At 53.2% G+C, this 18,280-nt stretch carries 21 protein-coding genes and 3 tRNA genes; 17 read left to right on the forward strand and 7 right to left on the reverse strand.

Annotated elements, in window-relative coordinates:
• Positions 1–19 precede the first annotated feature (19 nt).
• Complete coding sequence (fliE, locus tag E0L16_RS10200; protein ID WP_063450174.1) at positions 20–334, forward strand: flagellar hook-basal body complex protein FliE; 315 nt, start codon at positions 20–22, stop codon at positions 332–334.
• Positions 335–409: 75 nt separating this feature from the next.
• On the forward strand, positions 410–823 hold the full coding sequence (gene yedD / locus E0L16_RS10205) for a lipoprotein YedD (RefSeq protein WP_107533302.1): 414 nt from the start codon (positions 410–412) through the stop codon (positions 821–823).
• 108 nt (positions 824–931) lie between these two features.
• Here yedD and amyA read toward each other — a convergent pair whose 3' ends face one another.
• From amyA to fliD, 4 genes are all read right to left on the reverse strand, one after another.
• Positions 932–2,419 carry an alpha-amylase gene (gene amyA, locus E0L16_RS10210; protein ID WP_131636863.1) on the reverse strand — a complete coding sequence of 496 codons (1,488 nt, stop codon included), beginning with the start codon at positions 2,417–2,419 and terminating at the stop codon, positions 932–934.
• A 98-nt stretch (positions 2,420–2,517) separates the two neighbouring features.
• Entirely contained in the window at positions 2,518–2,889 is a 372-nt protein-coding gene (gene fliT / locus E0L16_RS10215) for a flagella biosynthesis regulatory protein FliT (protein ID WP_006811148.1), read from the reverse strand.
• Positions 2,889–3,299, reverse strand: a complete 411-nt coding sequence (gene fliS / locus E0L16_RS10220; protein ID WP_063868419.1) for a flagellar export chaperone FliS — start codon at positions 3,297–3,299, stop codon at positions 2,889–2,891. Before fliS ends, fliT begins: the two co-directional genes overlap by 1 nt.
• A 30-nt stretch (positions 3,300–3,329) precedes the next feature.
• A complete protein-coding gene (gene fliD / locus E0L16_RS10225; RefSeq protein WP_112793143.1) occupies positions 3,330–4,742 on the reverse strand; it encodes a flagellar filament capping protein FliD in 1,413 nt (470 codons plus the stop codon).
• A gap of 269 nt (positions 4,743–5,011) precedes the next feature.
• Between fliD and E0L16_RS10230 the strand changes: the two genes are divergently transcribed.
• The 8 genes from E0L16_RS10230 to sdiA all read left to right on the forward strand — a co-directional run bounded on the left by E0L16_RS10230 (position 5,012) and on the right by sdiA (position 12,260).
• Positions 5,012–6,409: a FliC/FljB family flagellin gene (locus tag E0L16_RS10230; protein ID WP_131636864.1), complete on the forward strand. Its 1,398-nt coding sequence runs from the start codon at positions 5,012–5,014 to the stop codon at positions 6,407–6,409.
• A 163-nt stretch (positions 6,410–6,572) separates the two neighbouring features.
• Entirely contained in the window at positions 6,573–7,292 is a 720-nt protein-coding gene (locus tag E0L16_RS10235; protein ID WP_003859623.1) for an RNA polymerase sigma factor FliA, read from the forward strand.
• 54 nt (positions 7,293–7,346) lie between these two features.
• Positions 7,347–7,898: a flagella biosynthesis regulatory protein FliZ gene (gene fliZ / locus E0L16_RS10240; protein WP_063450168.1), complete on the forward strand. Its 552-nt coding sequence runs from the start codon at positions 7,347–7,349 to the stop codon at positions 7,896–7,898.
• Positions 7,899–7,984: 86 nt separating this feature from the next.
• Positions 7,985–8,785 (forward strand): cystine ABC transporter substrate-binding protein, encoded by an 801-nt coding sequence (gene tcyJ, locus E0L16_RS10245; protein WP_131636865.1) that lies wholly within the window; start codon positions 7,985–7,987, stop codon positions 8,783–8,785.
• Between the two features lie 103 nt (positions 8,786–8,888).
• Entirely contained in the window at positions 8,889–9,875 is a 987-nt protein-coding gene (dcyD, locus tag E0L16_RS10250) for a D-cysteine desulfhydrase (protein ID WP_107533298.1), read from the forward strand.
• 21 nt (positions 9,876–9,896) lie between these two features.
• A complete protein-coding gene (tcyL, locus tag E0L16_RS10255; RefSeq protein ID WP_003859632.1) occupies positions 9,897–10,565 on the forward strand; it encodes a cystine ABC transporter permease in 669 nt (222 codons plus the stop codon).
• Positions 10,562–11,314: an L-cystine ABC transporter ATP-binding protein TcyN gene (gene tcyN, locus E0L16_RS10260; RefSeq protein ID WP_063450165.1), complete on the forward strand. Its 753-nt coding sequence runs from the start codon at positions 10,562–10,564 to the stop codon at positions 11,312–11,314. Before tcyL ends, tcyN begins: the two co-directional genes overlap by 4 nt.
• A gap of 223 nt (positions 11,315–11,537) precedes the next feature.
• Positions 11,538–12,260 carry a quorum-sensing transcriptional regulator SdiA gene (gene sdiA, locus E0L16_RS10265; protein WP_131636866.1) on the forward strand — a complete coding sequence of 241 codons (723 nt, stop codon included), beginning with the start codon at positions 11,538–11,540 and terminating at the stop codon, positions 12,258–12,260.
• Positions 12,261–12,324: 64 nt separating this feature from the next.
• Here sdiA and E0L16_RS10270 read toward each other — a convergent pair whose 3' ends face one another.
• Both E0L16_RS10270 and E0L16_RS22290 read right to left on the reverse strand, forming a co-directional pair.
• Complete coding sequence (locus tag E0L16_RS10270; RefSeq protein ID WP_003859644.1) at positions 12,325–12,549, reverse strand: DUF2594 family protein; 225 nt, start codon at positions 12,547–12,549, stop codon at positions 12,325–12,327.
• A complete protein-coding gene (locus E0L16_RS22290; protein WP_418235935.1) occupies positions 12,536–12,616 on the reverse strand; it encodes a hypothetical protein in 81 nt (26 codons plus the stop codon). Before E0L16_RS22290 ends, E0L16_RS10270 begins: the two co-directional genes overlap by 14 nt.
• A gap of 397 nt (positions 12,617–13,013) precedes the next feature.
• Between E0L16_RS22290 and uvrY the strand changes: the two genes are divergently transcribed.
• From uvrY to E0L16_RS10305, 7 genes are all read left to right on the forward strand, one after another.
• Complete coding sequence (gene uvrY, locus E0L16_RS10275; RefSeq protein WP_102751015.1) at positions 13,014–13,670, forward strand: UvrY/SirA/GacA family response regulator transcription factor; 657 nt, start codon at positions 13,014–13,016, stop codon at positions 13,668–13,670.
• A complete protein-coding gene (gene uvrC, locus E0L16_RS10280; protein ID WP_107533295.1) occupies positions 13,667–15,499 on the forward strand; it encodes an excinuclease ABC subunit UvrC in 1,833 nt (610 codons plus the stop codon). The genes uvrY and uvrC overlap by 4 nt, the downstream gene beginning before the upstream one ends.
• Positions 15,500–15,555: 56 nt before the next feature.
• Positions 15,556–16,104, forward strand: a complete 549-nt coding sequence (gene pgsA / locus E0L16_RS10285) for a CDP-diacylglycerol--glycerol-3-phosphate 3-phosphatidyltransferase (protein ID WP_003859652.1) — start codon at positions 15,556–15,558, stop codon at positions 16,102–16,104.
• 152 nt (positions 16,105–16,256) lie between these two features.
• Positions 16,257–16,332: transfer RNA gene (locus tag E0L16_RS10290), tRNA-Gly, on the forward strand.
• Positions 16,333–16,383: 51 nt separating this feature from the next.
• A tRNA-Cys gene (locus E0L16_RS10295) sits at positions 16,384–16,457 on the forward strand.
• An 11-nt stretch (positions 16,458–16,468) separates the two neighbouring features.
• A tRNA-Leu gene (locus E0L16_RS10300) sits at positions 16,469–16,555 on the forward strand.
• A gap of 249 nt (positions 16,556–16,804) precedes the next feature.
• Positions 16,805–17,731 carry a LysR substrate-binding domain-containing protein gene (locus tag E0L16_RS10305; RefSeq protein WP_112793135.1) on the forward strand — a complete coding sequence of 309 codons (927 nt, stop codon included), beginning with the start codon at positions 16,805–16,807 and terminating at the stop codon, positions 17,729–17,731.
• A gap of 5 nt (positions 17,732–17,736) precedes the next feature.
• Here E0L16_RS10305 and E0L16_RS10310 read toward each other — a convergent pair whose 3' ends face one another.
• Positions 17,737–18,207, reverse strand: a complete 471-nt coding sequence (locus E0L16_RS10310; protein WP_112793134.1) for a hypothetical protein — start codon at positions 18,205–18,207, stop codon at positions 17,737–17,739.
• Positions 18,208–18,280: the final 73 nt, after the last annotated feature.

An 18,280-nucleotide genomic window follows, 5' to 3' on the forward strand; every position in this document is an offset into this window, starting at 1 on the left:
AACCATCCAGGGGAGAGTCATGGCTATACAGGGCATTGAAGGAGTACTCAGTCAGTTGCAGGCAACGGCGATGACGGCCCGCAACCAGAGCGTGGCTGACCAGCCGCCGGGCATTAGCTTCGCCGGTCAGCTGCATGCGGCGCTGGACCGGATCAGCGACAAGCAAAACGCGGCCCGTACCCAGGCTGAGAAATTTACCCTCGGTGAACCCGGCGTGGCGCTCAACGATGTGATGGCCGATCTGCAAAAAGCGTCGGTGTCGTTGCAGATGGGGTTGCAGGTGCGGAACAAGCTGGTGTCGGCGTATCAGGAAGTCATGGGGATGCAGGTTTAAACATTACCTATCTTACGCTGGCAGCCTGATGGCTTTAATGCCACAATATTTTTTTCTTCGCATGCAGGAAAGATGATGAAAAAAGTAGCAATTGTGGCTGCGATGCTGACGTTAGCGGGATGCGTTCAGGTCGAAAACTATCAGGAAGTGGTTAAGCATCCGGCACCTTCGCAACTGGCAGGTTACTGGCAGTCGAAAGGGCCGCAGAGCGCGATGGTGAGCCCGGAGGCGATTGCCACGCTGGTGGTGACGCAAGAGGGAGATACCCTGGACTGCCGTCAGTGGCAGCGCGTTATCGCGGTGCCGGGTAAGATCATGCTGCGTTCAGATGATTATTATAACGTGACCGAAAAACGAGACGTCTATCCGCTGGATCGCGATGGAACCACGCTTGAGTATGACGGCATGGAGCTGCAAAAGGTTGACCGTCCAACGGTGGAGTGCGCAGATTATCTGAGCAAGAATCCGTTGGAGAGTAAGCTTCCGTAACCGTGTTTAGCCGGGTGGCGGCTTCGCCTTACCCGGCCTACAAAAACTAACGGTAAAAGCAAAACGGCAATCATATTGCCGTTTTTAGGGTTTGCTCCCTTTCCCGTACTAGAGCGCGTCTTCAATCACCCAGACGCTGACGCTTCCCCCGTTACAGAAGAACGTCCCTTCGCCATCCGCCGCCGTGGTTACGGTTTCCTCGCGATTGCCTAAAAAATCACGCCAGGTCTTATTGCCGTAATTCTCGCCGAGGCAGATTGTCTTCTCGCCGTCATCACCATTCGACAGCACCACCACACAGCCCGGGTGATCCTCAGTCCCGCTGCGGCTAAACGCAATGCAGTTTGGATGATCGAAAAAGAGCGTCTGCACGCCGTGGGCAAAACGCTGACGGGCTAAAATCAGCTCGTGAAGCTGTTCAATCACCGGCATATCAATGTGATACGTCTCGCCGTCACCCCCGGTGTCGTCATAGCTGGCGCCAAAAAGATCCGGGTAGAACACGCTCGGCACGCCGTTTTCACGCAGCAGGATGAGCGCGTAGGCCAGCGGTTTAAACCAGGCTTCAACCGGGGCTTCCAGCGCCTGCAAGGGTTGGGTGTCATGGTTGGCCACCAGCGTCACAGCATGGAACGGATCGGCTTCCACCAGCGTACCGGTGAAAATCTGGCTCATGTCGTAGTCGCGGCCCTGGCGTGACGCCTCGTGAAATTTCATTTGCAACGGCGCATCAAACAGCCTGGTCTTGCCGTCTACCTGATCGATGTAGTGCTGCAATTTATCCACTTCGTGAGACCAGTATTCCGCCACGATAAACAGCGGCTGCGGGGCCACCTCCTGAACGTGCTCAATCCACTCTTTATAGAACCAGGCCGGGATGTGTTTTACCGCGTCCAGGCGGAAGCCGTCGCAGTGGGTTTGCTCCATCACCCAGCGCGCCCAGTATTTAATCTCTTCGGTCACCGCATGGTTGCGAAAATCAATATTTTCGCCCATCAGGTAATCGAAATTGCCCATCTCGCCGTCGACCTGATCGTTCCAGCCTTCGCCGGTGTAGTCGTTCACGATTTTGAAGATACCGTCCTCATTGGGGTTTTCAATGTGGTCGATACCGCTGAAGCATTTGTAATCCCAGACAAACTGCGAATACTGACCGGCACGAACGGGGAAGGTGTAGCGCGTCCAGGCTTCACATTCGATGATCTCATCGCTAATTTGGGTGCGATCCTGCGCATCCACACGCTGGACGCGGACGGGTTCCTTTTCATCGGCGCCCATTTTATGGTTAACCACCACGTCCAGAAGCACCGCAATCTGGTTGCTTTTTAAGGCGTTGATGGCTTCCAGCAGCTGGGCTTTATCGCCGTATTTGGTGGCAACGCTGCCTTTCTGGTCAAACTCACCGAGGTCGAAAAGATCGTAGGAGTCATACCCGACGGAATAGCCTCCGGATGCGCCTTTGTACGCCGGCGGCAACCAGACCATATTGATGCCGATTTCGTTCAGGTTGGGGGCTAATGCCGTGACTTCTTGCCACAATTCACCGCCGGTGGGGTAGTACCAGTGAAAACATTGTAAAAGTGTTGGGTTGCGCATGCACCATCTCCATGAGGTCGCGAAACTCAAGTATGGAGCAGGTTTGGCAGAAATGCCTGGCGAACGAAACGGTTAACGCTTGCCCGCCAGTTAAATGGCTAATTAATATCGCTATTACTTTGCGGAACCAGGACATGACCGCCCTGATTACCGTAGGTGGAGAGCACGGTTTTCTGGATAGAGGATTGCCCAACCAGTTTCGCCAGCTCATCCATTCTGGCTTGCAGCAATGTTTTTACCTGGCCTTCGTTGTCCAGGATCACCCGCAGCGTCGGGCGAAGCTGTTCCTGAATCTGCATCGAAGGTTCACTTTCCTGAGTGAGACGAGCCAGTGAGTGCACCGCATTAACATAGTCGGTTTCACAGATGATCAGATCATCCCATAGTCCCTGCCGGGCCAGTCGCAACATCAACTGGCTCTGCTCAAGGAGTTGCTGATAAAGGGCATAAAGTTGCGGTGCGTTACTCATTAGACGGCGTCCTGCATCAGTTGTGGCGTACCGGCAACCTCCTTCCACCCGTCAGCGATATTGCGCAGCAGGTTTTCCACCTCTTCGATGGCGCTGGCGTCGTTATTCACGTTGGCGTGCAGGAGGCGACGTACCATATAGGCATAAAGGGCAATCAGGTTTTGCGTAAGCTCATCACCGTTATCTTCTACCAGGCCAACCTTCAGCCCGTTTTCGATAATGTTGATGGCTTTGGAGAGCGCCAGCCCTTTTGCCGGGATATTACCGTCTGCCAGGAACAGACGCGCGCGTACCAGCGCGCTGAGGGCTCCATCAAATAGCATGATAACCAGCTGCTGCTGGCTGGCGCTCATCACCGCGCTTTCAACTTCTATCTTTGCGTAGGCTTGCGTGCCTTTTGCGCCGTACATGTTATCCCCCTCGGGTCTGATTAGCGTTTACTACTTGTTGCTGGACGTGTTCTCGAACTGCTGAGTCAGGTAGCTGCTGGTGTTGTTCAGCGAGGTCATCAGTACGTCCAGCTGGGTAAACTGGGCTTTGTACTGTGCCACTCTCGCGTCAATACGTTCGCTCACGGCGTTGTATTGATCCGTTAACTTGTTCAGCGTTTTGCTGACGCCATCTTTGGCCGCCTGGATAATGCCTTTACTGGAAAGCCAGTCAGTCAGATGGGTGGCCATGGTGGTGGTGATCCCGGTGGTTTTACCGTCACCTACAACCAAATCTTTCACCGCAGACGGGTTCTCCGTCAGCGTTTTTTTCAGCTTGTCGCTGTCCAGCTCCAGCTTGCCCGTGCTTGGATCGGAGGTAATGCCCACCTGTGACAGCGTCTTATAGGCGGTTCCGCCGACGGTGTTGCTCAGCATGGTTTTCAGCTGCGTCTGGATAGTACGCAGCGTGCTGTCCCCGAGCAGGGCGCCGTTGCTGGAATCCTGCGCATCTGTGCCTGCATCAACCGCCGTATATTTGGTTAACGATGCAAAGCTGTCCTGAAGGGTGTTGTAGGCATCCACCCAGGCCTTCATCGCCGTTTCCGCTTTTGACGTATCTTTCGTTATCGTCAGCGTCTGGTTACCGGTGGTGACGTCGTTCAGGTTCAGGGTGATATCTTCCAGCGCATCGCTGATGGTGTTGCTGCTGTTTTCGATATCGACGTTATTCACCTTCAGCTTCGCGTTCTGCGCGGTGACGCTTTCCGTCATGCCGTTGCTGGCGTCGGTGCTGGTGCCGTTGTAACCCATAAAGGATTGCAGGGCGCTGTCGCCGCTTACGCTGATGCTGACCGCGTTGTCCGCCCCGGTTTCGGTGGAGGTGATGGACAGACGATACTGACCGTTACCGACGTTAATAATACTGGCGGTCACGCCGGCGTCAGCTTTGTTAATTGCATCGCGAATGCCGTTCAGCGAGGAGTTTGCCGCGCTGATATCGACGGTCACCGGATCTTTACCGTTACCGGCGGTAAACGTAATCTTGCTGTCAGCCGTGGCAATGGCCGTTTTTGCATCTGCCTGCGTATTTTTGGTCGTCAGGGTTTGCGCCTGCGCCAGCTGCGACACGCTGATGGTGTATTTCCCGGCAATCGCGCTGCCGGTGGTGGTGGCGCTGAATGCCGTGGTGCTGCTCGCTGTGCTGGTCGCCGTAAACAGATCGGCTTTATTCAGCGCGGTGTTGGCGGTCTGAAACGCTTCCAGTGAACTCTTCAACGTGCCGTAAGCGCTCAGCTTGGCGGTATAAGATGATTGTTGTTTGGAAATCGGCGTCAGCTGTTCTTTTTCGGCCTTGGTCAGACTATCCAGAATGTCTGCTAACTTAAGACCCGATCCAATCCCCAATGATGAAATACTTGCCATATTTATTCCTTAATCTATCGACACGTAGAACGAATAGTGGGGTTATCGGCCTTAATGGGGGAAAGTTTACGGTTAATTTCTTTTTTTTAATGGCGGGAATAACGGTAATAGAGAAGAGCTTTTCCGTGGCTAAAAAAATTAACGCGATCCTGAAAAAATATCTAAAGGTTGGTTTGGACCAGACGATAACACTTTTGACGGCGATGAAGCCGAAGGGTGGAAACCCAAATCTAACCAAACAGATTTGATGAATAACAGGAATCGAAATCATGGCACAAGTCATTAATACCAACAGCCTCTCGCTGATCACTCAGAACAACATCAACAAGAACCAGTCCGCTCTGTCTTCTTCTATCGAGCGTCTGTCTTCTGGTCTGCGTATCAACAGCGCGAAAGATGACGCTGCGGGCCAGGCTATCGCTAACCGCTTCACCTCTAACATCAAAGGTCTGACTCAGGCTGCACGTAACGCTAACGACGGTATCTCTCTGGCGCAGACCACTGAAGGCGCACTGTCTGAAATCAACAACAACCTTCAGCGTGTTCGTGAACTGACCGTTCAGGCAACGACCGGTACTAACTCTGATTCTGACCTGTCTTCAATCCAGGACGAAATCAAATCCCGTCTGGACGAAATCGACCGCGTATCTGGTCAGACTCAGTTCAACGGCGTGAACGTGCTGGCTAAAGATGGCACCATGAAGATTCAGGTTGGTGCAAACGATGGCCAGACCATCTCTATCGACCTGCAGAAGATTGACTCTTCTACTCTCAATTTGAAAGGTTTCTCTGTATCAAGCAACGCGCTTAAAGTTAGTGATGCAATCACCAGCGTTCCGGGAGCCACAGCAGGCTCTGCCCCGATCGCTGTAACTTTTGGTGCTGACGCAGATGGTGCGGCTGCAATTGCTAAAACGTTAGGGGTTGCGGATACTTCAGGCCTCAGCCTGCATAACGTATTGGACTCAAAAGGCGACGCAACCGGTACATACGTTATTCAGTCGGGTAGTAATTCTTATTCTGCTTCACTGGACTCTGCAACAGGTAAAGTAACATTAAATACCACTAACGTTACTTATAACGACCCTGCAAGCGGCATTACTGGTGCAACACAAACAGCTCAGCCAATCAAAGTTTCAACTAATGCTAATGGTGAAGCTGTTGGCGTTGTTACTGTACAGGGTAAAAATTACCTGGCTGGAGCTACAGGAACAGGTAAAGATGCAATTGCAAATAGCGGTACAACTACTCCAACGTCTGTTGCTACAACTATCCAATTGTCAGCTCAGGCTGCCGTTGCTGCAATTCCTGAAACTGCACCGGGTGCAGGCGATGCCGTTGCTGCCGTACCAGGAATTGAAGCGACTGCAGAATTTAAAGGCGCTGCTACCAACGATCCACTGGCTCTGCTGGACAAAGCTATCGCGTCCGTAGACAAATTCCGTTCTTCACTGGGTGCGGTACAGAACCGTCTGAGCTCTGCGGTAACCAACCTGAACAACACCACTACCAACCTGTCTGAAGCGCAGTCCCGTATTCAGGACGCCGACTATGCGACCGAAGTGTCAAATATGTCCAAAGCGCAGATCGTTCAGCAGGCCGGTAACTCCGTGCTGTCCAAAGCTAACCAGGTTCCTCAGCAGGTTCTGTCTCTGCTGCAAGGCTAATCGCCTGATTACGCTTAAACCCCGCTTCGGCGGGGTTTTTTCTGTCCACGCACACGCGTAACCCCCCAAATAACCCCTCATTTCACCCACTATTCACCCGATTAAAACCCCTCCAGAATCGGATAATCATGCCGATAACTCAACTAACGCAGGGCTGTTTATCGTGAATTCACTCTATACCGCTGAAGGTGTAATGGATAAACACTCGCTGTGGCAGCGTTATGTTCCGCTGGTGCGTCACGAAGCATTGCGCCTCCAGGTGCGTTTGCCGGCGAGCGTGGAACTGGACGATCTGCTACAGGCGGGCGGTATCGGGTTATTGAATGCAGTTGACCGGTACGACGCTCTGCAAGGAACGGCATTTACGACTTACGCAGTGCAGCGTATTCGTGGTGCGATGCTGGACGAGCTGCGCAGCCGCGACTGGGTGCCGCGCAGCGTTCGCCGCAACGCGCGCGAAGTGGCGCATGCGATGGGGCAGCTGGAACAGGAACTGGGGCGCAACGCGACGGAAACCGAAGTGGCGGAACGTCTGGGCATTCCTGTTGAAGAGTATCGTCAGATGTTGCTCGATACCAATAACAGCCAACTCTTCTCTTATGATGAGTGGCGCGAAGAGCATGGCGATAGCATCGAGCTGGTGACGGATGAACATCAGCAAGAAAACCCGTTACACCACTTACTGGAAGGGAATTTACGCCAGCGCGTGATGGAAGCCATTGAAGCTTTACCGGAACGTGAGCAGCTGGTGTTAACCCTCTATTACCAGGAAGAGCTCAATCTCAAAGAGATTGGCGCCGTACTGGAGGTGGGGGAGTCACGGGTGAGCCAGCTGCACAGCCAGGCCATTAAACGCCTGCGCACCAAACTGGGTAAGTTATAGGTGAGTGATTCGCCTTGGTAATGCCGCACAACGTATTGACAACCAGGAGTTATCATGACGGTGCAGCAATCTAAAAGACGGCCTTTAAGCCGCTACCTCAAAGACTTTAAACACAGTCAGACGCATTGCGCCCACTGTAAAAAATTACTCGATCGAATCACGCTGGTTCGTCGCGGTGAAATCGTGAATAAGATTGCGATTTCCCGCCTCGACACGCTGATGGATGAAGCCGCCTGGCTTGAAGAGCAAAAAGAGTGGGTAGCGCTTTGCCGTTTCTGTGGCGATCTCCACTGCAAAGAGCAAAGCGACTTCTTCGATATTATCGGTTTTAAGCAGTTCCTGTTTGAACAAACTGAGATGAGCCACGGCACCGTGCGTGAATACGTGGTTCGCCTGCGCCGCCTGGGTCAGCATCTGACCGTGCAAAATATCTCCCGCGATCTGCTGACGACCGGCTACCTGGATGAAAATCTTGAGCCCTGGCTGCCCGCCACCAGTACCAACAATTACCGCATCGCGCTGCGTAAGTACGCGCAATATAAAGTCCAGATGCCGGGCGCCCTAAAGCAGAAAGTCCACGCCGGAACAACTTCTGATATATATTAAAAAAGAATAAGATGTAGCGCAGCCGCCTTTGACGTTGCAGGCGATTTCTCTACACTACTCAAAAATTCCACTGTATCGGAGTACTTATGAAATTAGCACTTCTGGGTCGTCAGGCGCTGATGGGGATGATGGCCGTTGCGCTGGTCGCGGGGATGAGCGTAAAAACGTTCGCGGCAGATAATCTGCTTAATAAAGTCAAAGAGCGCGGCACGCTGCTGGTTGGGCTGGAAGGTACCTATCCTCCGTTCAGCTTCCAGGGCAACGACGGTAAGCTGACCGGTTTTGAAGTGGAGTTTGCACAAGAGCTGGCAAAACACCTCGGCGTAAAAGCCTCTCTGAAGCCGACCAAATGGGACGGTATGCTGGCGTCACTGGACTCCAAACGTATTGATGTGGTGATTAACCAGGTGACCATTTCTGACGAGCGTAAGAAGAAGTATGACTTCTCCACGCCGTACACCGTGTCCGGTATTCAGGCGCTGGTGAAGAAAGGTAACGAAGGCAGCATCAAATCCGCCGCGGATCTGAAAGGTAAGAAAGTCGGCGTCGGTCTGGGCACCAACTACGAAGAGTGGCTGCGCCAGAACGTGCAGGGCGTGGACATCCGCACCTATGATGATGACCCGACGAAATACCAGGATCTGCGCGTAGGCCGTATCGACGCCATTCTGGTTGACCGCCTGGCAGCGCTGGATCTGGTGAAGAAAACCAACAATACCCTGGCTGTCGCGGGCGATGCGTTCTCCCGTCAGGAATCCGGCGTGGCGGTGCGTAAAGGTAACGAAGATCTGCTGAAAGCTATTGACGGCGCCATTGCCGAAATGCAGAAAGACGGCAGCCTGAAGGCGCTTTCTGAGAAGTGGTTCGGCGCAGACGTGACGAAATAAGTCTCTGCTCGACAAAAAAAGGCGCTTTTAAAAGCGCCTTTTTTATTTCTCGCGCGTCTGCGTGCATAATGAAATAACAATTGTTTGCGTGACCGGAGGAACCATGTCACTACAGAATTTAACGCGCTTTCCCCGTCTGGAGTTTATCGGCGCACCCACGCCGCTGGAGTATCTGCCGCGATTTTCTGACTATCTGGGGCGCGATATATTCATTAAGCGTGACGATGTAACGCCCATGGCGATGGGCGGAAATAAGCTGCGCAAGCTCGAATTTCTCGCCGCCGATGCCCTGCGCGAGGGCGCGGATACGCTGGTCACCGCCGGGGCCATTCAGTCTAACCATGTTCGCCAGACGGCGGCCGTGGCGGCAAAGCTGGGCCTTCACTGCGTAGCCCTGCTGGAAAACCCGATTGGCACGCAGGCTGAGAATTACCTGACTAACGGTAACCGCCTGCTGCTGGATCTGTTCAACGTGCAGGTTGAAATGGTTGACGCGTTGACCGATCCGGCTGCCCAGCTTGATGAACTGGCGACGCGCCTGGAAGCGCAGGGCTTTCGTCCGTACGTCATTCCGGTTGGCGGCTCGAATGCGCTGGGTGCCCTCGGCTATGTTGAGAGCGCACTGGAAATCGCGCAGCAGTGCGAAGGTGCGGTGAGTCTGTCCTCGGTGGTGGTGGCGTCCGGCAGCGCGGGTACCCATGCCGGTTTAGCGGTCGGGCTTGAGCAACTGATGCCGGACGTTGAGCTGATTGGCGTAACGGTTTCCAGAAGCGTTGCGGACCAAAAGCCGAAAGTCGTCACGCTGCAACAGGCGGTAGCTGAACAGCTTGAGCTTGAGGCGAAGGCGGAAATTATGCTGTGGGATGACTACTTTGCACCCGGCTATGGCACCCCCAATGATGAAGGGATGGAGGCCGTTAAGCTGCTGGCGCGTCTCGAAGGCATTCTGCTTGACCCGGTCTATACCGGCAAAGCAATGGCGGGCCTTATCGACGGCATTGCCCGGAAGCGCTTTAAGGATGAAGGACCCATTTTGTTTGTTCATACTGGCGGGGCGCCTGCGCTGTTTGCCTATCATCCTCATGTCTAAAAATCAGGTCGAAAAATAATAATGCAAGAAAGTATTCAACTGGTTATTGATTCGCTGCCGTTCTTACTTAAGGGCGCGGTGTTTACGTTACAGCTCAGTATCGGCGGGATGTTCTTCGGGCTGGTGCTCGGGTTCGTGCTGGCTCTGATGCGCATGTCAAACATCTGGCCGGTGCGGTGGCTGGCGCGCTTTTATATCTCCGTGTTCCGCGGAACGCCGCTTATCGCCCAGCTGTTCATGATCTACTACGGGCTGCCCCAGTTCGGTATCGAGCTGGATCCGATCCCGGCGGCGATGATTGGTCTGTCGCTGAATACGGCGGCGTACACCTCGGAAACGCTGCGTGCGGCGATCTCGTCCATCGATAAAGGGCAGTGGGAAGCGGCGGCCAGTATCGGGATGACCCCGTGGCAGACGCTGCGTCGGGCGATCCTGCCGCAGGCGGCGCGCGTAGCGCTGCCTCCGCTTAGCAACAGCTTTATCAGCCTCGTGAAAGACACCTCGCTTGCGGCAACCATTCAGGTGCCGGAGCTGTTCCGTCAGGCGCAGCTGATCACTTCGCGCACGCTGGAAGTGTTTACCATGTATCTGGCGGCCTCGCTGATTTACTGGGTGATGGCGACGGTGCTGTCGGCCCTGCAAAACTATTTTGAAAACCAGCTTAACCGCCAGGAGCGAGATCCAAAATGAGTGCAATTGACGTCAAAAACCTGGTGAAAAAATTCCATGGGCAAACGGTGCTGCACGGCATCGACCTTGAGGTTGAGCAGGGCGAAGTGGTGGCTATTATCGGCCCGAGTGGGTCAGGGAAAACCACGCTGTTGCGCAGCATCAATTTGCTGGAGCAGCCCGAAGGCGGGACGATCCGCGTGGGCGATATCACCATTGATACCGGGAAATCCATCAGCCAGCAAAAAGGGTTGATTCGCCGCCTGCGCCAGCATGTCGGCTTCGTATTCCAGAGCTTTAACCTCTTTCCACACCGTACGGTGCTGGAAAACATTATTGAAGGCCCGGTCATCGTCAAGGGTGAACCAAAGGAAGACGCGACGGCCCGCGCCCGCGAGCTGCTGGCGAAGGTTGGCCTGGCAGGGAAGGAGACGAGCTATCCGCGTCGCTTATCGGGCGGGCAGCAGCAGCGTGTCGCCATTGCGCGCGCGTTGGCGATGCGCCCGGATGTGATCCTGTTCGACGAACCCACCTCCGCGCTCGATCCGGAGCTGGTCGGGGAAGTGCTGAACACCATCCGCCAGCTGGCGCAGGAAAAACGCACGATGGTGATCGTGACGCATGAAATGAGCTTTGCCCGCGATGTGGCCGATCGGGCCATTTTCATGGACCAGGGGCGAATAGTAGAGCAGGGGCCGGCTAAAGCGCTGTTTGCCAATCCGCAGCAGCCCCGCACCCGCCAGTTCCTTGAAAAATTCTTAATGCAGTAGCATTTTCGCACTCAATTTGCTCCGGATGCCGCTTCTGGGGCAAATTATCCTCCCTTAAATTCGGTTCTGTTGCTTTTTTATTCCGGCTAATGTGGTTAAGCCTTCCTCAAATTAAAGATAATCTGCCCGTGGCCGATATTTTATATAAATAATCATGCTTTATGTGTTAGGTTATATTCACCATAATAATGATTATCTATTTCAGAGGCTTCATTCACTACGTATGAGGGATATAGACTTTTTCACCTGGCGACGGGAATGCTTCCTTCGGTTCCAGGAAATGACCTGTGCTGACGAGGTATATCAGGAGCTTCAGCGACAAACGCAGGCGCTTGAATTCGATTATTATGCGCTTTGTGTTCGACACCCTGTGCCATTTACCCGCCCGCGAACCTCCGTCCATTCCAGTTATCCGCAACAATGGATGGCACAATATCAGTCCGAGAATTATTTCACCATCGATCCGGTACTGAAGCCGGAGAATTTCATACAGGGACATTTGCCCTGGACGGATGAATTATTCGCGGATGCCCAGCAATTATGGGACGGCGCCCGCGACCACGGTTTGCGCAAGGGAATAACGCAGTGTCTGATGCTGCCAAATCATGCGCTCGGCTTCCTCTCTGTGTCACGTACCAGCGTAGAAGCAAACGCCATCACCAATGAAGAAGTTGAGCTGCGTTTGCAAATGCTGGTCCAGATGGCGCTCACAACGCTGTTGCGTTTTGAACATGAGACGGTGATGCCGCCGGAAATGAAATTCAGCAAGCGTGAACGGGAAATACTGAAGTGGACCGCAGAAGGGAAGACGTCGGCAGAAATTGCCATCATTCTCTCCATCTCGGAAAATACCGTGAACTTCCATCAGAAGAATATGCAGAAGAAATTCAACGCGCCGAATAAGATCCAGATAGCGTGTTATGCCGCCGCGACGGGACTTATCTGACTGCTCTCACGTTCTGCGTGTCAGACGAGGAAAAGGCTGAATGCACTGCATCCAGCCTTTTTTGTTACTGGCGGTAGGCTTGTTTAATTTGCTTAACCGTATTGGCAAAAACAGCGGATTCCGCCTGGTCTTCCATCTGCGCGATCTGTTTTTCCATTTTAATGATCACACGTCCAGCATCAGCCTGGCCCATCGCTTGTAGCATAAGCGTCAGCAGCGACTTCAGGCAGTTAACTTCCTGTGCCAGTTCCTGGTTATTCTCGGCAGTGGCAAATTCAGGTGTGCTCATTTATTTTCCTCATTATAAAACAGCGCATGAGCGCGACGATGAAAGTTAAGGCGGCGGAGTATACCACAAGCTGCGGCAAAAAATGCAGTGGTTGTTTTTTATACTTTTCCGCGTATTGATTATTGGCTGGTGCGGATTATGAAGGTAATCTGTCCAATATGTTAGCGACAATTAAATGTTTATCGCCGGTACGTCATCCGTTAATTGTTGTTACAAAAAAATGAGAGCATTTTTTAGTTTACGTTAACAAATGTTTTGGTAGCTTTTTGAATGCTGGTGCCAAAAAATAGCGGTAAAGCCCAGTGTACATGGGTTTTCTTTCCACTTACTGTACAGCCTAATTTCCAAAAACGAGACCCGAATCGTATAGCCGATTTTTTAGCGTTTTAATCTTGCATGGAAAACCGTTAATATAAACACAATTAGCAGTCAGTAGCGTTATCCCTATTCTGGAGACATTTCCTTTGATCAACGTCCTTCTTGTTGATGACCACGAACTGGTGCGCGCAGGGATACGACGCATTCTTGAAGATATAAAGGGTATTAAAGTTGCCGGCGAGGCGTGCTGTGGTGAAGATGCCGTCAAATGGTGTCGTACTCACTCAGCAGACGTGGTGCTGATGGATATGAACATGCCCGGCATCGGCGGGCTTGAAGCCACGCGTAAAATCGCCCGCATGTTTGTTGATACCAAAGTCATCATGCTGACCGTACACACTGAAAATCCGCTGCCCGCCAGAGTTATGCAGGCAGGTGCCGCAGGATACCTGAGTAAAGGTGCCGCACCGCAGGAAGTCGTCAATGCGATCCGTTCCGTACACGCAGGGCAGCGCTACATTGCTTCTGATATTGCTCAACAGATGGCGTTGAGTCAGATTGAACCGGAAAAAACGGAATCGCCGTTTGCCAGTTTGTCTGAGCGCGAATTGCAGATTATGCTGATGATTACTAAAGGTCAGAAGGTGAATGAGATTTCAGAGCAGCTGAATCTCAGCCCGAAAACGGTCAACAGCTATCGCTATCGGATGTTCAGTAAACTGAACATTCACGGTGATGTCGAACTGACTCACCTGGCCATTCGCCATGGTTTGTGCAATGCGGAGTCGTTATTAAGTCAGTGAGTGAAGCGTTCGATTCAAAAGCATTTCTGAAAACCGTCACCAGCCAGCCGGGCGTCTACCGTATGTACGACGCTGGCGGTACGGTTATCTATGTCGGTAAGGCGAAAGATCTCAAAAAACGCCTTTCCAGCTACTTCCGCAGCAACCTTGCTTCCCGTAAAACCGAAGCGCTGGTTGCCCTCATACATAACATTGATGTCACCGTGACGCACACGGAAACGGAAGCGCTGCTCCTTGAGCACAACTACATTAAGTTGTATCAGCCGCGCTACAACGTTCTGCTGCGCGATGATAAGTCCTACCCGTTTATCTTCCTGAGTGGTGATACGCACCCGCGGCTGGCGATGCATCGTGGCGCTAAGCATGCGAAAGGGGAATATTTCGGCCCCTTCCCGAACGGTTATGCCGTACGGGAAACGCTGGCGCTATTGCAAAAAATCTTCCCCGTTCGCCAGTGCGAAAACAGCGTCTACCGCAACCGATCCCGGCCATGCCTGCAATATCAAATTGGCCGCTGTCTGGGGCCGTGCGTTGAAGGGCTGGTGAGCGAAGAAGAGTACGCGCAGCAGGTGGAATATGTACGCCTGTTTTTAGCCGGGAAAGACGATCAGGTGCTCACGCAGCTGATTGCCCGCATGGAAAAAGCCAGCGCGGGGCTGGAGTTTGAGGAAGCCGCCCGCATCCGCGATCAGATCCAGGCGGTGCGCAGGGTGACCGAGAAGCAGTTTGTTTCCAATACCGGCGACGACCTCGATGTAATCGGCGTCGCTTTTGACGCCGGTCTCGCCTGTGTTCACGTGCTGTTTATTCGTCAGGGTAAAGTGCTCGGCAGCCGCAGCTACTTCCCGAAGGTGCCGGGTGGCACCGAGCTGGGTGAAGTGGTGGAGACTTTCGTCGGCCAGTTTTATTTGCAGGGCAGCCAGATGCGTACGCTGCCTTCGGAGATCCTGCTCGACTTTACGCTTGACGATAAAACCCTGCTGGCGGATTCGCTTTCAGAGCTGGCAGGCCGCCGGGTGAATGTCCAGACGAAACCGCGCGGGGATCGCGCGCGCTATCTGAAGCTGGCGCGAACCAATGCCGCTACGGCGCTGACCACCAAACTTTCCCAGCAGTCGACCGTCAGCCAGCGTTTAACCGCGCTTGCGACGCTGCTCAAGCTGCCGGAAGTGAAACGTATGGAATGTTTCGACATCAGCCATACGATGGGTGAGCAGACCGTGGCGTCGTGCGTGGTCTTTGATGCCAACGGTCCGCTGCGGGCAGAGTATCGACGCTATAATATCACCGGCATTACGCCCGGTGATGATTACGCCGCCATGAACCAGGTGCTGCGTCGTCGCTATGGTAAAGCGATTGAAGAGAGCAAAATTCCTGACGTTATCCTTATCGACGGCGGGAAAGGGCAGCTGGGCCAGGCGAAGGCGGTGTTTGAATCGCTCGACGTGGAGTGGGACAAAAACCATCCGCTGCTGTTAGGGGTGGCGAAAGGGGCGGATCGTAAAGCGGGCCTGGAAACGCTGTTCTTCGAGCCGGAGGGCGAGGGCTTTAGCCTGCCGCCAGATTCCCCGGCGCTGCACGTGATCCAGCACATCCGCGATGAGTCGCACGATCACGCCATCAGCGGGCACCGCAAAAAACGGGCGAAGGTGAAAAATACCAGTACCCTCGAGACTATCGAAGGCGTTGGGCCAAAACGTCGCCAGATGCTGTTGAAGTATATGGGCGGATTGCAAGGATTACTCAATGCCAGCATGGAGGAAATTGCAAAAGTGCCGGGTATTTCGCAAGGGCTGGCAGAAAAGATCTACTACTCGTTGAAACATTGAGGGCTCTGTAGCAACATAGAGCTAAATTTTACTGACAACAGACAGTTACCGTCATCATGCGATTTAATATCCCTACGTTGCTCACCCTTTTTCGCGTTGTGCTCATTCCGTTCTTTGTACTGGCATTTTACCTGCCGGTCGTCTGGGCGCCTTTTGCCTGTGCGCTGATTTTCCTGATTGCCGCCGTGACGGACTGGTTTGACGGGTATCTGGCACGCCGCTGGAATCAGAGCACCCGCTTTGGCGCGTTCCTCGATCCGGTCGCGGATAAGGTGATGGTGGCGATCGCGATGGTGCTGGTGGCGGAGCATTATCATACCTGGTGGGTCACGCTGCCCGCCGCGACCATGATTGGCCGTGAAATTATTATCTCTGCCCTGCGCGAATGGATGGCGGAGCTGGGGAAACGCAGCAGCGTGGCGGTATCCTGGATCGGTAAAGTCAAAACCACCGCACAAATGGCGGCGCTGGTGTGGATGCTGTGGCGTCCGAATGCCTGGGTCGAGTGGGCCGGCATTGGCCTGCTGTGGGTTGCGGCAGTGCTGACGCTGTGGTCAATGCTGCAATATTTGAACGCTGCGCGCGGTGATTTGCTTGAACAGTGATCGTTTCGGCTTAATTTTCAGCAAACGATCCTGAGATGCAAAAAATAACGTTGACTCAAAACGTCATATCAGTAGAATGCAACGCATCGAACGGCGGCACAGTTAGCCGGACGATAATGAAATCAAGTGGTTAGCAGTTAACTTGATAACATGCGGGAATAGCTCAGTTGGTAGAGCACGACCTTGCCAAGGTCGGGGTCGCGAGTTCGAGTCTCGTTTCCCGCTCCAGATTAAAGCATCGGCAGTTTGCGGGTGCGTGTCGAAAGACAAAAGATTTAAGGCGCGTTAGCAAAGCGGTTATGTAGCGGATTGCAAATCCGTCTAGTCCGGTTCGACTCCGGAACGCGCCTCCACTTTCTTCCCTGGCCGGATGGTGGAATCGGTAGACACAAGGGATTTAAAATCCCTCGGCGTTCGCGCTGTGTGGGTTCAAGTCCCACTCCGGCTACCATGGGAAACAAAGAATAATCAAAGCAATAAGCAGTGTCGTGAAACCACCGAAAGGTGGTTTTTTTGTGCCTGGTCTTCCGTTAATCATTCTCTTTCATCCCTGATCTTCACTTAATACACAGCGTTCCTTTCGTAACGGAATTAAACAGATACGCATTATGCTATCGTGTAGCGGGCGCGATATGCGGTTTGAACACGTGCACGTTTGCGACCCCGATTCCTCATCTCATCACGTTATGTAAGGGACGCTATGTCTTTACCGCCATTGTATGCACTGCGTGCGTTTGAGGTTGCTGCGCGGCTGAACTCCTTTAGTAAAGCCGCTGAAACGCTGAATATTACGCCGGGCGCGGTCAGCAGACATGTCCGTACCCTTGAACAATGGTTCGACTGCGAGCTTTTCAAAAGGCAAGGTCCTCGCGTGGAGGTCACTGAAGCCGGGCGGGTGCTTGCCGGACAGCTGAACGAAAGCTTCACGAGCATTGAATGGGCCTGCCGGGCATTTCGCAGTGAAAACCATCTGCTGCGGTTAAAAGCACCCAGCACCCTGACCATGAGATGGCTTCTCGACGTGCTGCGATCTTTTCGCAACAACCATGCAAAACCACAGGTGGAGATTGCCAGCGTCTGGATGGACATTGACACCGTTGATTTCAATCTTGAGCCATACGACTGCGCCATTCTTCTCGGCAATGGCCGTTTTGGTGAGACAACGGAAAGCCAGCTGCTTTTTCATGAATGGCTTATTCCGGTTTGCACACCATCGCTTCTCGAACCGGCCCGGCAGCAGCTTTCGCAATGCGATCTGATCCATCCTTCACCGGACAGACGGGACTGGAGGCGCTGGCTGCGAAGGACGGGCTTGTTCCCGGGGCTCGATATGAGCAGCGGCATGGTGTTTGACACCCTTGAACAGGGAAGTATCGCCGCGATGAACGGGCATGGCATCGCCATCGCCGACCTGCATCTCACGCTTGATGCCCTGAAAAGCGGCCTGCTGGGCCTGCCGTTCAGGGAAGCTATCGCGACGGGAGATGGCTACTACCTCGTCTGGCCAAAAAATTCGCTCAAAAGAGAGAGCATCCAGCACCTTCTGGCCTGGCTGCAAAGCCATACCCCGGTCGTTCCGGCTCTGGATATTCTTTTTCTGGAATACGATGAAAGCCGGGTTTATTAATACCCTTATGAGTAAGAGATGTTTGCCATCTTTTTATAGCGTTCTGGCAAAGCGCTGTTCAGGCTGAGCACCTTATCCAGAATATAAAAAGCAGGGGTATTTTTTTGCTGCTCGGCCTCGATGATTGCGTCGCGTAATATCGTGGCCGCAGACGTAATCTTATGAAAATATGCCTCGGACTCGGGCGTCTGAAATTCACCCGACGTGGCGTAACGCACGTGCGGCCAGCCGGAGAAGTCGAGCAGCGGAAGGGGCTTTCCTGCTTCAGGATGACAGGCTGAAATCAGCGCAGCCGCTTGCTTAGGGTCGCGATGGGCTACGGACAGCATGTACACGCGCTGCGAAAACGGTGACAGAGCCTCTGAGTGATGTTTCGTCGCCATAAGCATGGCCATAAAATCCTGTAAATCATTGGCTGAATCGGTGTCAGGTGGTAATACAGTTTTCATTAACTGATATAACGCATCAAGTGTCATGTTTGCCCCGGATCCTCTTATCATTATTATTCAGTTTGCGGCTGAACGTTTTATCGGCCCGCGCAAAGGCGGG

Origin of the sequence: Enterobacter quasihormaechei (assembly GCF_004331385.1) — a bacterium.
In the GTDB taxonomy this organism is placed as follows: domain Bacteria; phylum Pseudomonadota; class Gammaproteobacteria; order Enterobacterales; family Enterobacteriaceae; genus Enterobacter; species Enterobacter quasihormaechei.

Bases quoted from the DNA above. Each gene is read 5' to 3' on its own strand.
- dcyD (WP_107533298.1), top strand. From the start codon at position 8,889: ATGTCACTACAGAATTTAACGCGCTTTCCCCGTCTGGAGTTTATCGGC.
- tcyJ (WP_131636865.1), top strand. From the start codon at position 7,985: ATGAAATTAGCACTTCTGGGTCGTCAGGCGCTGATGGGGATGATGGCC.
- fliT (WP_006811148.1), bottom strand. From the start codon at position 2,889: ATGAGTAACGCACCGCAACTTTATGCCCTTTATCAGCAACTCCTTGAG.
- fliZ (WP_063450168.1), top strand. From the start codon at position 7,347: ATGACGGTGCAGCAATCTAAAAGACGGCCTTTAAGCCGCTACCTCAAA.
- pgsA (WP_003859652.1), top strand. From the start codon at position 15,556: ATGCGATTTAATATCCCTACGTTGCTCACCCTTTTTCGCGTTGTGCTC.
- E0L16_RS10305 (WP_112793135.1), top strand. From the start codon at position 16,805: ATGTCTTTACCGCCATTGTATGCACTGCGTGCGTTTGAGGTTGCTGCG.
- E0L16_RS10230 (WP_131636864.1), top strand. From the start codon at position 5,012: ATGGCACAAGTCATTAATACCAACAGCCTCTCGCTGATCACTCAGAAC.
- fliE (WP_063450174.1), top strand. From the start codon at position 20: ATGGCTATACAGGGCATTGAAGGAGTACTCAGTCAGTTGCAGGCAACG.
- tcyN (WP_063450165.1), top strand. From the start codon at position 10,562: ATGAGTGCAATTGACGTCAAAAACCTGGTGAAAAAATTCCATGGGCAA.
- yedD (WP_107533302.1), top strand. From the start codon at position 410: ATGAAAAAAGTAGCAATTGTGGCTGCGATGCTGACGTTAGCGGGATGC.
- E0L16_RS10270 (WP_003859644.1), bottom strand. From the start codon at position 12,549: ATGAGCACACCTGAATTTGCCACTGCCGAGAATAACCAGGAACTGGCA.
- fliD (WP_112793143.1), bottom strand. From the start codon at position 4,742: ATGGCAAGTATTTCATCATTGGGGATTGGATCGGGTCTTAAGTTAGCA.
- E0L16_RS10310 (WP_112793134.1), bottom strand. From the start codon at position 18,207: ATGACACTTGATGCGTTATATCAGTTAATGAAAACTGTATTACCACCT.
- sdiA (WP_131636866.1), top strand. From the start codon at position 11,538: ATGAGGGATATAGACTTTTTCACCTGGCGACGGGAATGCTTCCTTCGG.
- fliS (WP_063868419.1), bottom strand. From the start codon at position 3,299: ATGTACGGCGCAAAAGGCACGCAAGCCTACGCAAAGATAGAAGTTGAA.
- amyA (WP_131636863.1), bottom strand. From the start codon at position 2,419: ATGCGCAACCCAACACTTTTACAATGTTTTCACTGGTACTACCCCACC.
- tcyL (WP_003859632.1), top strand. From the start codon at position 9,897: ATGCAAGAAAGTATTCAACTGGTTATTGATTCGCTGCCGTTCTTACTT.